Source organism: Hyphococcus sp. (assembly GCF_041986965.1).
In the GTDB taxonomy this organism is placed as follows: Bacteria; Pseudomonadota; Alphaproteobacteria; order Caulobacterales; family Parvularculaceae; genus Hyphococcus.
The window spans coordinates 361723-374416 of sequence record NZ_JBHIXB010000001.1 but is presented as its reverse complement, the minus strand read 5'-3'; the positions used below and the strand labels follow the sequence as shown (position 1 = coordinate 374416).

Below are 12694 nucleotides of genomic sequence, written 5' to 3'. Positions count from 1 at the left end.
AGGCTTCTGTCTTAAAACAGCCGCATTGAGGGGGAAGATTGCGCCCATGATGCACGCAAAAGGCATATTCCGACCGAGTGTCAGATGCGGGGCCTTGCTGGCCGCCGGCGCCTTTATGTGTGCTGCGCCCACGGTGCTTGCAGCGCAGCCCTTGCGGGAAATTCGCGCGCAGGAAGCCGAAGAGGCCGCGCTTCAGCGCGAAGCGGCTTTTACCGAACAGCTCTGCGGCGTCAGCTTCGATGTGTCGATCAACTGGCGCAGCTTTTCCCACTGGCCTGATGGCAGCGCCGTGGCCCGCGCCTGCGATCGCGGCCTCTCGGAAATTGAAACCCGTTGCCGCAAGGGCGACACCCCGCGCGTGACACGCTTTGTCTGCACCGGCGACGGCTCGGGCGCCAATTACAGCGGCGGCTCCGTCACCTATGGCGCGAGCCCGCGCTGACACGCGCAGTTAAGCGGCGCTGATTTTCTCCAGAATGCCGACCCGCACGCCGTCGAACACATATTGTGTCGACAGCGCCATCAACAGCATGCCGAGGATGCGCGTGATGGCGTTCATGCCGGTGCGGCCGAGGGCGTCGCCGATGCGGCTTGCAAACGCCATCATGAACACCGCAATCATCAGCACAATGACCATGGCGGAGAGGGCGGCGCCCTTGTCGATGACTGTGGCGCCCGGTCCCATGAGCAGCATGACCGTGGCGATGGCGCCGGGCCCGGCGAGCATGGGGATCGCTAGCGGGAAGAAGGCGATATTGTCGCGCGCGGAGGCTTTGGGGCCCGGCGTTTTCGCCTGGGTTTCTGAGTCCGGATCGAAGAACATCCGAAAACCCATGATGAAAAGAATGATGCCCATGGCCGCGCGGAAGGCGGCGAAGCTGACGCCCAGATGATGCAGCATGGCGTTCCCCGCAAAACCGAACAGCATCAGCAGTCCCACTGAATAGGCCGCCGCCATGATAGCGATGCGGAGCCTTTCGCGCGGCATTTCATTTTTGGTCAGCGACGCAAAGATCGGCGTCACCAGAATGGGGTCGATGACGATGAAAAGCGTGACGAAGGCGGTGGTGAAGACGGGCAAGATGTCCGCAAGCATGGCGCTGGCTCCTTTGTCCGCCTTCTGCCTTTATGCGTCTGGCGGGGCAAGACAAAAGGCGGCTCAAAAGAGCCGCCTTTTTCGAGAATGAAGTCGCTAGCCTGACTTAAAAGGGCAGGAATCCCCAAACGGCGATCCAGGCGGCGAGGGCGACGCCCGCTGCGCCGGTGAGGAGAAGGCCGAGGCTGACCCCAATCGGCAACGGCGTTTGCATCCGCGCTTTCGCCGTCAGCCACAACAGCAACACGCCGAGCGGCCCAGCGGCAAGCCCGGCGAGCGCGGCGAGCTTTGTCCAGCCAGGCAGGCCGGCGAGCAGGAGGAGCGCATTTTCCTGCACCGCCATTGCGGCGCCGGCGGCGATCCCGCCGATGGAGGCTGTTCCTGCGAGCGCCGTCAGCCACGCGATAATGCGCGCTCCGCCGGTCGGCATGGCGCCCGAACGGTTGATGACGCGTGCGACCGGGGCGAGCGTATAAACAACGGCGCCGAAGAGGAAGATCACCGCAGCGAGGCCGATCCAGATGACCGGCAGCGCGATGGATTTCTTGTCTTCAGAGAACATGACGGCGAGGTTCGTGAGACCGTTGGTTGCAAACAGGGGACCGGAAAATTCCGGCCGCTCCATGCTTTCCGGACAGGACAGATCTAGCTCGCCTTGCGGGTCGTCATAGAATTTCGTCAGGAAGTCGCCTGCGCACTCAACCGAGCGCGTTGGTCCATGGCCCGCATAGGGGAACTCCACATAGGTTCCGTTAGCAAATCCGGGGACGATAATTTCCGCGAGCGGCGGCGGCGTAATCGGGTCCATGACGCCTTCGACAAGCAGGGTGCGAATATCCGTTTGCACCGGCAGGTATTCTTCGGCCGGTCGCGGGTCGGCGCCATAGCGCTTGCAAATTTTCGCCTGTTCGTCCGCGAGCGAGGGGTCGCCGAAGATCATCGACAGAACAGGGTGATCAAGCCCGTCTTGCTCAAATGATTTGCGGATGCCGGGGGCCCAGCCATCATTGCAGGATATGGCGTTGTACATGCCCTGGCTGATGTCGAACCCGTCGCCTCCGCCGCCAGCGGTGGCGATGCGCAGCGCATCATAATTCTCCTCTTCCACCATGCGCGTCAGCGCCGAGATGAAGGCCGGAAGGGAGGGATAATTTTTTTGTTCATAAAAGAGCGAGAAGGGAGCGCCGCCGATCAGGTCATGAAAGAAATAGGCCTTTCCGCTCGGGAAAAGCTCCTCGTCAATGGCGTCGAGTTCAATGGGGTTCGCCGCGACTTTCTTGATCGCGTTTTTGTAGCGCTCCACAAGATCGGGAAAATCGCGCGCGCAGGCGCTGTCTTCCTTGCAGGCGTCTTCAAGTATTGTCAGCACACGGTCGTAATGGCGCGCGATATGAAAGAACGTAACATCCTGTTGCAAGGGAACGATGGCGTCGATCACAGCGGCGCGGATGCCTGCGGGATCTTCTTTCAAATAGGCCTGACCGAGGATTGAGCCGTAGGAAATGCCCCAGAGATTCCACTGATCGAAGCCGAGCGCCTGACGCAAGGCGTGAACGTCGCGGGCGTTTTCGATGGTGTTATAGCCCGATAGGTCGACGCGCGCGGCTTTGGCCTTGGCGAAGCAGGCTTCCATCGCTTCCAGGCCGGCCTGTTGATAGGTCTCCCAGTCCGGGGTGTTGGCCGCCGCCGGGTCAAACAGGGCGTAGTCCTGACAGAAATCAGCCGACCAGCCGATGCCGCGCTGTTCAAGGATATAAAGATCGCGCGCATCGCGGATGCCGTGATCTTTGAACCGGTTCACATAGCCTTGCGCTTTTGCGCCCGGTCCACCGGTCAGATAAATGATTGGGTCTTCGCGCTTTTTCCACTCGCCCTTTTCTTCTGCATTCCAGTCATCGGGCTCTTTCGCGTGAAGCTTTGCGACATGAAGTTCGATCATGCGTGACCGCGCTTTTTCGCGGTTCTCGGGAACTTCAAAAAGGCTGCAGGAGATCTCGCCTCCCTTGTAATCCACTTCGCCTTTGAAGGGGCAAACGATGGGGCGTACGCGGAACGTATCTCTGGCGAACAAGTCGGGGGTTTCAGTTTCGGCGGCGCTGTTCTCCTGCACCGGCTCTTCCGCCAGAGCGTCGGCGATGTCCGCCGGCTGCGCATCTTGCGCATAAGCCGTCGTCATTGCGATGAAATAGGAAAGAAACGCCGTCCGCGCCGTGCGCAAGAATAGTGTCATGTCAGCCCCGCCTTGAATGCCCCGCCTGGAGACTAGCAAAAGAGGGGCGGTGCGCAATGACGGCGCCTGAAATTCCCGTTTAACGGGTATGGTTGCGCTGCAAAAAAGGCGGCCCTTACGAGTGCGCCTTGCGGGTGTGCTTGAATTGCTTGATTTGCGGCGCCGGCTTGGCCTGCCTGCCGGTCAGTGGAAGGGTGGGCGAGCTTACCGCTTCGAAGGCTTACGATAAGGCGCCCGCATGAAATATCTGGTTCTTTCCTGTTGGCTGATCTGTTCAGGAATTGTCTTGGGGTGCTCGCCGTCACGCCCGACCCAAACGCTTCGCATCAGCAACGTCAATATCGTCGATGTGGAGGGAAAACAGATTGTCCGCAATCAGGACATCGTGATTGCGAATGGCCGTATTGCCGAAATCATTGATCACGTTGCCGGCCGAAACGGCGGGACGGGCTCTGTTATCGACGCAAGTGGTGCTTACGCCATCGCCGGTCTTTACGATGCGCATACGCATATGGATACGGCGTCCCGGCAGGAGCTAATGTTGCCGGAGATATACGAAACACCTGTCTCCGCATCAGAGATCGACGACGATCTTGTTCCCTATATGGCGTATGGGGTAACGGGCATTCTCGTTTTCAACGGCAATGACGACATCCTTGCGGCGCGCCGCCGCGCGCAGGAAATCGGTAAGTTCGCGCCGCGAATACTATCCGCCGGGCTAATTCTGGATGGTCCAAGCTCTCACAATCCTCTTCACCTTAAAATTGAAACGCCCGATGAAGGCGTCGCCGCCGTGAAGGACGCCGAAGCGAAAGGCTATGACTTCATCAAAACCTATCATCTCGAAAGCGTCGAAGTGCGCAACGCTATTATAGCGAGCGCAGGTGAGCTCGGTCTGCCGGCCATGGGGCATCTGCCGCCGAGCATGTCGTTTGATGAAGCGATCGTACCGGGATTCGATAATGTTGCGCATGCTGAGGAAATAACGCGGCTATGGGATGGAGAAGATCGCCAATATCTGACCCATGCAATTGAACTGATGGCGCAATATGAGGTGAGTTTGACGCCGCAACTGGTTGGCTATCGAGAAATTACGGAGGAAATTTCAGACATAGACGCCAAGCTCGCCGGACTTGACTGGGATTTGACGCCGCCTTTTCCGCGTGCCTATGCGACGCCGCCCTTTAACGGATATGTCGAGGATTTTGGCGGCGATGATATGCGAGGACGCGCGGCGGCTTATTTCGGACGCATCGCGGACGTCATGGATCGGCTAACGCTGGAAGCCCATCAGGCAGGTGTCATGTTGTTAGCGGGAACGGACGCCGGTAATCCGACAATGCTGCCCGGACAAGGTCTATATCGCGAGCTTGCCCTTTTGAAAGACGCCGGGCTCGACGGGTTTGATGCGCTCGCTGCGGCCACAATCAACGTTGCGATCCTCTTTGGCGAAACGGAAGATCGCGGAATGATCGCAGAAGGCAAGGTCGCCGACATTGTTCTTTTCGGCGCGAACCCGGTTGAAAAAGACAAGCTAGAACGCAGCGACGTCGTTGCGGTCATCAAGGACGGCTTTTTATTTGACCGTGCACGCATCGCTGGCGAGGTCGCGCGGGTCAGCGCCAGCTATGACGCGCGCGAGGCGCGTTATCTTGAAGAAGCGCTAAGGAGGCGCGCTTTAAAGACTGAGCGCGAAGACTAATCGTTATAATTGTAAGGCGAACAAAAAAGGCGGCTCTTTCGAGCCGCCTTTTCTACGCAACTAAATTTGTCAGCCGGTTGGCTGGGCTTACATCATGCCGCCCATGCCGCCCATTCCGCCCATGCCGCCCATGTCGGGCATGCCGCCGCCGCCGTTATCTTTCTTCGGCGCGTCGGCGATCATGGCTTCGGTCGTGATCAGGAGGCCGGCGACAGAGGCCGCATCCTGAAGCGCGGTGCGCACCACTTTCGCCGGGTCGACGATGCCGGCCGCGATGAGGTCGACATATTCGTCGGTCTGGGCGTTGAAGCCGAACTTGTAGCTGTCCTGCTCCATCAGCTTGCCCACAACGATCGAGCCTTCGCCGCCAGCGTTTTTGACGATCTGACGGATCGGGGCCTGAACCGCACGGCGCACAATGTTGATGCCCGCAGTCTGGTCGGCGTTGTCGCCTTCAAGACCGTCAAGCGCTTTCGAGCCGTAAAGGAGGGCTGCGCCGCCGCCCGGGACAATGCCCTCTTCGACAGCCGCGCGGGTTGCGTTGAGCGCGTCATCGACGCGGTCCTTGCGCTCTTTCACTTCGACTTCTGTCACGCCGCCGACTTTGATCACCGCAACGCCGCCAGCGAGTTTCGCCAGACGCTCTTGCAGTTTTTCGCGGTCGTAATCGGAGGTCGTTTCCTCGATCTGCTTACGGATCTGGCTGGTGCGGGCTTCGATGTCCGCTTTTTCGCCAGCGCCGTCGACGATGGTGGTGTCGTCTTTGTTGATCGTGACTTTTTTGGCGGTGCCGAGCATGTCGAGGCCGACATTCTCGAGTTTAATGCCCAGGTCTTCAGAGATGACCTGACCGCCGGTGAGGATCGCAATGTCTTCGAGCATCGCTTTGCGGCGATCGCCGAAGCCCGGCGCTTTCACGGCTGCGATTTTCAGACCGCCGCGAAGCTTATTGACGACGAGGGTCGCCAGCGCTTCGCCTTCGACGTCTTCTGCGATGATCAGCAGCGGACGCGAGGACTGAACCACAGCTTCGAGCAGCGGCAGCATGGATTGCAGGTTCGAGAGTTTTTTCTCGTGCAGCAGGATGTACGGATCTTCGAGGTCCGCAATCATCTTGTCAGCATTGGTGATGAAGTAAGGCGACAGGTAGCCGCGGTCGAACTGCATGCCTTCAACGACGTCGAGTTCGGTTTCGGCTGTTTTGGCTTCCTCAACGGTGATGACGCCTTCATTGCCGACTTTTTCCATCGCTTGCGCGATCATGTCGCCGATTTCTTTTTCGCCATTCGCGGAGATCGTGCCGACCTGGGCGATTTCGGAAGAAGAGGCGATTTTGGTCGCGTGGTTGCGGATGTCTTCGATGACTTTGGCGACGGCGAGATCGACGCCGCGCTTGAGATCCATCGGGTTCATGCCGGCGGCGACGGCTTTCGCGCCTTCCTTGACGATCGCCTGGGCGAGAACGGTTGCAGTCGTGGTGCCGTCGCCGGCTTCGTCGTTGGTTTTCGACGCGACTTCGCGCACCATCTGGGCGCCCATATTTTCGAACTTGTCTTCAAGCTCGATCTCTTTGGCGACGGTCACGCCGTCTTTCGTCGTGCGCGGGGCGCCGAACGATTTGTCGATAACGACATTGCGGCCTTTGGGGCCGAGCGTCACTTTCACCGCATTGGCGAGAATGTCGACGCCGCGCAGCATTTTATCGCGCGCTTCGACATCGAATTTGACTTCCTTGGCAGCCATTGATGCTTCTCCTTAAAACTCTTTGCAGATGGGGTTAGTCGATGATCCCGAGGATGTCCGACTCCTTCATGATCAGGAGCTCCTCGCCGTCGATTTTCACTTCCGATCCGGACCATTTGCCGAACAGGATTTTGTCGCCCGCCTTCACGTCGAGGGGGATCAGTTCATTGTCGTCGCCGCGCGCGCCTGTGCCGCAAGCGACCACTTCGCCCTGCTGGGGCTTTTCCTTGGCGGTGTCGGGGATGATGATGCCGCCCGCGGTTTTCTGGTCTTCTTCGATGCGGCGGACCAGCACGCGGTCATGGAGAGGCCGAAAAGCCATGATAGAGGTCTCCCTAGGCTGTGTTTTTCAATAAAAACAACATGTTAATCCGATAAACAGGCGCTGGACGCGCCTGCTGGCACTCACTCCCGGCGAGTGCTAGCGGCGATTTAGGAGTGTGGACCGGAACCGTCAAGGGGCCAGGCTTCATGGCGCGGGCTTCTTTGCTGACAATTGTTTCGCGAATGTGAGCAACTTTTGCGCTAGTTACCTGTTTTTAATGGCGGAGCGCCCTCAATCGGCCCATATTCCGGCCGATGTCTTCGGGCCGGTCGAGGGGCGAGGGGCTGTTCGATCGATCAGGTCATTGCAACGCTGAAAGGAGCAACAGCAATGCGCAAAGCACTCATTCTCGCAACGATCACGGTTTTCGCGGTCGGCTGCACCACCAACCCTTACACGGGTGAGAAGCGGGCAAGCCGCACCGTAACCTCCGGCGCCGCAGGCGCTGGCGCGGGCGCTGCTGCAGGCGCGATTGTCGGCGCGATCGCCGGCGACGCGAAAAAAGGCGCGATCATCGGCGCCGGCGTCGGGGCCGCGACGGGCGTCGGCATCGGCGTCTATCAGGACCGCCAACAGGCCAAACTGCGCGAACGCCTCGCCAATTCAGGCGTTTCCGTCACCCGGAACGGCGACAACATCATTCTCAACATGCCGTCGGATATTACTTTTGCGGTGAACCAGTCGGATATCACGCCAGGCTTTTACGAGACCCTGAATTCGGTCGCGATCGTTTTGAAAGAATATAACAAGACGAGTGTCAGCGTTTACGGTCACGCCGATTCCACGGGGTCTGACTCATATAACCAGGCCCTGTCGGAGCGTCGCGCGCTTTCCGTTTCCAACTATCTCGCCTCGCAAGGCGTCGCGCCCGCGCGCCTTCAGGCTGTCGGCTTTGGTGAGAGCAATCCGATTGCGGACAATTCGACCGAATATGGCCGGGCCGCCAATCGCCGGGTTGAAATTGTCATCGATCCCATCGATAGCCAGTTCAACAGTTAACGCTCTCTTAAGCGAGTACGCACAAAGCCCGCCCGGCGGTATGCCGGGCGGGCTTTTTTGTGTCCGGCCTTGGCGCATGTCCCGTAAAGGTGCTCATCTTAAGCGCTTTTTTAGAGTGTTTTCCTAAAACTGTTTCATTAGTCGCGACTGGGGAGGGCGGCGGATGAAAAGGAAAGAGCGGGGCGCTGAGATGAATTTGCGTCAGAAAAGTTCGCGCTATTGCGCCGCGGTGTTGTTCGCCGCCGGAGCGGCAGGCGCCTTCCTCTTGATGGCGTCCATCAGAGCGAATTTCAAACCTGATCTTGAGATCTGGCTTGCGGCGGCTTTGGTCGTGACGCTGATCCTGCATGCGCGGGCCGGCTTCGCCCTTTCACGCGCCCAGCAGGAAATTGAACTCCTGAAAAATCTTGTCGACCGCTTCCGGCCGTCGCCGGCGAAAAAGCCGCCGTCGCTTGAATTCGAACCTGTTTCTTCTGTGGATGAAGCGGACGCTCAAGCGCTTTCCTGCGTCAAGGATGCGATCGAGAATGACCGCGTCGATCTTTATCTTCAGCCTATCGTCAGCTTGCCGCAGCGCAAGACGCGCTGCTTTGAAGCTTTCTCGCGCCTGCGCCGCGAAGACGGCGGGGTCATTAAACCCGCAGACTACATTGACGCCGCCGAGCGGGCCAACCGCATCGGCGTGATCGACAACATGATCTTGTTGCGCTCCGTGCAGGCGCTGCGCCAGCTCGGCCCGCAAAGCGCACCTTATCGCGTTTTCTGCAACATATCGCCGGCGACAATCTATGACGTCGATTTTTTCACACGCTTTTCGGATTACCTCGACGCCAATGAAGATCTCGCTCAGCGTCTTGTTTTCGAATTCACTTATCCGGCGGTGGAAATGATGCATGACCGGGTGAAGAAAAATCTTCAACTGGTGGCTGATCGCGGCTTTTCTTTCTCCGTGGACCACATCCGCCGCTTCGATCTCAACTGGGCGGCCCTGCGTGAACAGAACTTCCGTTTTGTGAAGGCGTCAGGCGCGCTTCTCTTGAGCGAGAGCTGCAAGGGCGATGTGGGTCAGGCGCGCATTCGCGCTTTCAAGAAAGCGCTGATCGAAAATGAAATCGACCTGATTGTTGAAAAGGTCGAATATGAGGAGCAGATGCCGGAGATCTTGAAACTCGGCATTGATTACGGTCAGGGCGCCCTTTTCGGCGCGCCGCGCATCGCCAGCGATTATCTGCGTCTGGATAAGTCGGCGGATGTGGCGGAACTGGCCGCCGCCTCGTAAGGGCTCAAGAGGTCCCGTTATGCCCTTTGAAACTTCCTGGAGCGATCGCGGAATCCATTGGCGTTATTACGGCGACGTGACAGCGGCCGAAACCAGACATGCTGACGCCGAGTTTTACGGCGATGCGCGGTCGGACAGAGCCATCTATCAGCTTATCGACCTGCGGGAGGTTACGCGGCTTGATTTTCCTTTGCACGATCAGGAGCTGACGGCGGCGATCGACGGCGCTGCGAGCATTTCAACGCCGCTGGTCAGGGTCGCCTTCATTGTGCCCGATGATCGCTTTGACGCGGCGCTGAAAGTTTATCTCGAGCTTATCAACCAGACGAGCTGGTCAGCGCGCACCTTCACCGACCGCCAGGCGGCGGAAGACTGGTGCGAGCGCCGGGGCGAGAACCCGGTCACGGAAAGCCGGCAGCGTTCCCTGGGTGGAAGGGGCGCTTGACCGCTCGCGGCATCGGCCTTATCGGCCTTGAGCCTCATGAACAAGATCGACGTCATTTCGTCCCTTGAAACTGTCGCGCAGCGTTATGACGCGCTGCTCTGCGACGCGTGGGGCGTTATTCACAACGGGGTCGATTTATTTCCGGGCGTCGCAGAGGCGCTTTCGCGGTTTCGCGAAACCTCCGGGCCAGTCGTCATTCTCACTAATGCGCCGCGCCCCTCCTTCGTGATTCCCGCGCAGCTTGACCGGATCGGCCTGCCGCGAGGCGCGTGGGACGATATCGTCACATCGGGCGACGCCACGCGCGCGGCCATCGAAGCGCGCCTGCCGGCGCCGGCCTTTCGTCTCGGCCCGGCGAAGGACGACCCCTTGTTTGACGGGCTCGATATCGACTTCCGGCCGCTGGAAGAGGCGGCGTTCATCATCTGCACGGGGATGGAGGATGACGCCCATGAAACGCCGGATGATTATCGCGATCTGTTAGAGCGGGCGGCGGCGCGGGGGCTGCCCATGATCTGCGCCAATCCCGACATTGTCGTGAACTGGGGCGGGCGGTTGATCTGGTGCGCCGGCGCGCTTGCGGAAATCTACAAGGATCTCGGCTGTGAGGTCGTCTATGGCGGCAAGCCCCATGCGCCGATTTACGATCTTGCGCTGGAGCGGATCGGCGCCTTGCGCGGCGCCACGGACCGCGCACGCATTCTTGCGGTGGGGGACGGTCTCAAAACCGATATTCAGGGCGCCAACAATCAGAATATCGACGTCCTGATGATCGCGGGCGACGGCGGCGTGCATGAGGGCGCGAGCGACGCTGAGGCAGTGGCGGCGAAACTTGAAGAAGCCGGCCTTCACGCCATGGGCGTTGCGGAGGCGCTCACATGGTAGGCGGCAAAAACATGATTGCGGCTTTGGGCAATTTCGACGGCGTCCATCTCGGCCACCAATATTTGCTGAAACAGACGGCGGAATTTGCGCAAGCGCACGGCGCCGCGGCGGGCGCTGTCTTGTTCGAACCGCATCCGCGCCGCTATTTCCGCCCCGATGATCCGCCTTTTCTGCTGACCCTGCCGGCGAAACGCGACGCCTTGCTGCGTGCGGCGGGCGCGGAGGAAATTTTCGCCCTGACCTTTGACAAGGCGCTTGCGTCAATGTCGCCGGAAGAGTTTGTGAACGGCGTCCTGAAGGAAAAACTTGGCCTCGCCGGCGTCGTCACCGGCGCCGATTTCCGTTTCGGCAAGGGCCGGGCCGGCGATGGCGGCGCCCTGAAAGCGTTAGGCGAAGCGGCGGGTCTGAAGGTGAAGCTCGCGGGGGTTTTGTCAGAAACGCCGGACACGGAGAAATTCGGATCAAGCGCGGTTCGGGCGGCGCTTCAGGACGGCGCCGTTGAAAAGGCGGCGTCAATGCTGGGGCGCGACTGGTCAGTGACCGGCGTCGTCGCCGAAGGCCGCAAGGTCGGACGAACCATTGGCTTCCCGACCGCGAATTTGACGCTTGGCGAGCTCATTGAGCCGCGCAAGGGCGTTTATGTCACGAGGACGCTGGTTGACGGGAAGACTTACGGCTCCGTCTCCAATTTCGGCCGTCGCCCGACGGTGGGCTCGGATGCGCCTTTGTTGGAGACCTATCTGTTCGACTTTGACGGCGATCTTTACGGACGCGAGATCGAGGTCGCTTTTGTCGCCTTCCTCCGTGAAGAACAGAAATTTGACGGTCTCGATGCGCTCAAGGCCCAGATCGCAAATGATTGCGTGAAGGCGCGGGCCATTCTTGGCTAATCGGCTCGGTTAATTTCGCCTCGCGCAAACGTGCGGCTGCGGCATGTATTTTGCCATATTGTGGACACAAACCACGACAAAATGGCGTCATGGTTCAGTTTCTCCGCCTCTCTTCCGGCGGAGATTTCTTGGAAATGTTTTGGGAGGCGTTATGGCCCGCAAACTCATTCTCTCGCTCGCCGCGGCGAGCCTTGCGCTGGGCGCGGTCTCAACGGCCTCCGCTCGCGGTTATCACGGCCATCATCACCGCCACCACGGCCACTATCATAAAGGGGGAGGCGGGAAGGGCGCGGCGATCGCGCTCGGCGTCATTGGCGGCGCGATTATCCTCAATGAGCTCGCCGAAGATCGCGCACGGGACCGGTACTATGAGGACCGCTATTACCGCGATCGCTATTACGAAAGCCGCGCCCGCGAGCGCGCTTATGAAGACGGTTATTATGACGGTCGCGCCGCCGACAGCCGGTATGACGATCGCGCTGGCGACAATGCCTATTACGGCGATGCCGACGCCTATTATGATGACGAAGGCTATGACGACAGCGGTCTCGCCGGCGGCGGCCCGGTCTATGATGCGCCGGAATACCGGACGCCGGATACGGCCTATGACCGCGCGCCGCGCGTGATTTCAGCCGCCGCGGCGTACCAGACCTGTCTGACGAAAGCGCGCAACGCCCTCGGCGAACGTGGGTTTGTCGTTTCTGCGCCCTACCGCCCCGACACGGTGGAAGATCGCGGCGGCGCGCTCCTCATGACCGCGACGGTGCGGGCGCAGCGCGGCGGCGACAGCTGGGCCCGGGCCATGTCCTGTGAGGCGAGCGAAAACCGGGTCTACCGGCTCGAGCTGATCTAGGTTCAACCCGTCCCACCATTGTCATCCCGGCCAAGCGGCCTTCAAGGCCGCGCTGAGCCGGGATCTCCAGCGGCCTTTCGTCTAAAACTTAGCAGATCCCGGATAACTCAATTCGCCAGCCAAATCGGAGATTTGGGGCGAATTGGCTTCCGGGATGACAGATTGATGGGGTCTGTTTTTTCGGCGTCTTTTCAAGTGACGGCGGCGTGGCCGGCTGATATGAGGACGGCCATGTATCAGGCTATCC

Annotated in this window: 12 protein-coding genes; 8 read left to right on the top strand and 4 right to left on the bottom strand. The window is 59.7% G+C overall.

Annotated elements, in window-relative coordinates:
• The first annotated feature begins 46 nt into the window (after positions 1 to 46).
• Complete coding sequence (locus ACFC5L_RS01785; RefSeq protein WP_375201999.1) at positions 47 to 442, top strand: hypothetical protein; 396 nt, start codon at positions 47 to 49, stop codon at positions 440 to 442.
• A gap of 9 nt (positions 443 to 451) precedes the next feature.
• On the opposite strand, the gene ACFC5L_RS01780 is transcribed toward ACFC5L_RS01785, so the two are convergent.
• Both ACFC5L_RS01780 and ACFC5L_RS01775 read right to left on the bottom strand, forming a co-directional pair.
• The gene (locus ACFC5L_RS01780) at positions 452 to 1096 is read right to left on the bottom strand and encodes a MarC family protein (protein ID WP_375202000.1); all 645 of its coding nucleotides are present in this window, start codon (positions 1094 to 1096) and stop codon (positions 452 to 454) included.
• Between the two features lie 106 nt (positions 1097 to 1202).
• Positions 1203 to 3326, bottom strand: coding sequence for an alpha/beta fold hydrolase (locus ACFC5L_RS01775; protein WP_375202001.1), 2124 nt, complete (start codon positions 3324 to 3326; stop codon positions 1203 to 1205).
• A 238-nt stretch (positions 3327 to 3564) separates the two neighbouring features.
• On the opposite strand from ACFC5L_RS01775, the gene ACFC5L_RS01770 reads away from it, so the two are divergent.
• Positions 3565 to 5028: an amidohydrolase family protein gene (locus ACFC5L_RS01770; RefSeq protein ID WP_375202002.1), complete on the top strand. Its 1464-nt coding sequence runs from the start codon at positions 3565 to 3567 to the stop codon at positions 5026 to 5028.
• Between the two features lie 87 nt (positions 5029 to 5115).
• Here the strand turns inward: ACFC5L_RS01770 and groL are convergent, their stop codons facing one another.
• Both groL and groES read right to left on the bottom strand, forming a co-directional pair.
• Positions 5116 to 6771, bottom strand: a complete 1656-nt coding sequence (gene groL / locus ACFC5L_RS01765; protein ID WP_375202003.1) for a chaperonin GroEL — start codon at positions 6769 to 6771, stop codon at positions 5116 to 5118.
• A gap of 34 nt (positions 6772 to 6805) precedes the next feature.
• On the bottom strand, positions 6806 to 7093 hold the full coding sequence (gene groES, locus ACFC5L_RS01760; RefSeq protein WP_375202004.1) for a co-chaperone GroES: 288 nt from the start codon (positions 7091 to 7093) through the stop codon (positions 6806 to 6808).
• A gap of 333 nt (positions 7094 to 7426) precedes the next feature.
• Between groES and ACFC5L_RS01755 the strand changes: the two genes are divergently transcribed.
• The 6 genes from ACFC5L_RS01755 to ACFC5L_RS01730 all read left to right on the top strand — a co-directional run bounded on the left by ACFC5L_RS01755 (position 7427) and on the right by ACFC5L_RS01730 (position 12447).
• Positions 7427 to 8095, top strand: coding sequence for an OmpA family protein (locus ACFC5L_RS01755; protein WP_375202005.1), 669 nt, complete (start codon positions 7427 to 7429; stop codon positions 8093 to 8095).
• Between the two features lie 163 nt (positions 8096 to 8258).
• Entirely contained in the window at positions 8259 to 9374 is a 1116-nt protein-coding gene (locus ACFC5L_RS01750) for an EAL domain-containing protein (RefSeq protein ID WP_375202006.1), read from the top strand.
• Between the two features lie 19 nt (positions 9375 to 9393).
• Complete coding sequence (locus ACFC5L_RS01745) at positions 9394 to 9819, top strand: hypothetical protein (RefSeq protein ID WP_375202007.1); 426 nt, start codon at positions 9394 to 9396, stop codon at positions 9817 to 9819.
• A 36-nt stretch (positions 9820 to 9855) separates the two neighbouring features.
• On the top strand, positions 9856 to 10704 hold the full coding sequence (locus tag ACFC5L_RS01740; protein WP_375202008.1) for a TIGR01459 family HAD-type hydrolase: 849 nt from the start codon (positions 9856 to 9858) through the stop codon (positions 10702 to 10704).
• 11 nt (positions 10705 to 10715) lie between these two features.
• Complete coding sequence (locus tag ACFC5L_RS01735) at positions 10716 to 11594, top strand: bifunctional riboflavin kinase/FAD synthetase (RefSeq protein WP_375202009.1); 879 nt, start codon at positions 10716 to 10718, stop codon at positions 11592 to 11594.
• Positions 11595 to 11745: 151 nt separating this feature from the next.
• Positions 11746 to 12447, top strand: coding sequence for a hypothetical protein (locus ACFC5L_RS01730; RefSeq protein WP_375202010.1), 702 nt, complete (start codon positions 11746 to 11748; stop codon positions 12445 to 12447).
• The last annotated feature ends 247 nt before the right edge of the window (positions 12448 to 12694 follow it).

Bases quoted from the DNA above. Each gene is read 5' to 3' on its own strand.
- ACFC5L_RS01780 (WP_375202000.1), bottom strand. From the start codon at position 1,096: ATGCTTGCGGACATCTTGCCCGTCTTCACCACCGCCTTCGTCACGCTT.
- ACFC5L_RS01775 (WP_375202001.1), bottom strand. From the start codon at position 3,326: ATGACACTATTCTTGCGCACGGCGCGGACGGCGTTTCTTTCCTATTTC.
- groES (WP_375202004.1), bottom strand. From the start codon at position 7,093: ATGGCTTTTCGGCCTCTCCATGACCGCGTGCTGGTCCGCCGCATCGAA.
- ACFC5L_RS01745 (WP_375202007.1), top strand. From the start codon at position 9,394: ATGCCCTTTGAAACTTCCTGGAGCGATCGCGGAATCCATTGGCGTTAT.
- ACFC5L_RS01755 (WP_375202005.1), top strand. From the start codon at position 7,427: ATGCGCAAAGCACTCATTCTCGCAACGATCACGGTTTTCGCGGTCGGC.
- ACFC5L_RS01730 (WP_375202010.1), top strand. From the start codon at position 11,746: ATGGCCCGCAAACTCATTCTCTCGCTCGCCGCGGCGAGCCTTGCGCTG.
- ACFC5L_RS01735 (WP_375202009.1), top strand. From the start codon at position 10,716: ATGATTGCGGCTTTGGGCAATTTCGACGGCGTCCATCTCGGCCACCAA.
- ACFC5L_RS01785 (WP_375201999.1), top strand. From the start codon at position 47: ATGATGCACGCAAAAGGCATATTCCGACCGAGTGTCAGATGCGGGGCC.
- groL (WP_375202003.1), bottom strand. From the start codon at position 6,771: ATGGCTGCCAAGGAAGTCAAATTCGATGTCGAAGCGCGCGATAAAATG.
- ACFC5L_RS01740 (WP_375202008.1), top strand. From the start codon at position 9,856: ATGAACAAGATCGACGTCATTTCGTCCCTTGAAACTGTCGCGCAGCGT.
- ACFC5L_RS01770 (WP_375202002.1), top strand. From the start codon at position 3,565: ATGAAATATCTGGTTCTTTCCTGTTGGCTGATCTGTTCAGGAATTGTC.
- ACFC5L_RS01750 (WP_375202006.1), top strand. From the start codon at position 8,259: ATGAAAAGGAAAGAGCGGGGCGCTGAGATGAATTTGCGTCAGAAAAGT.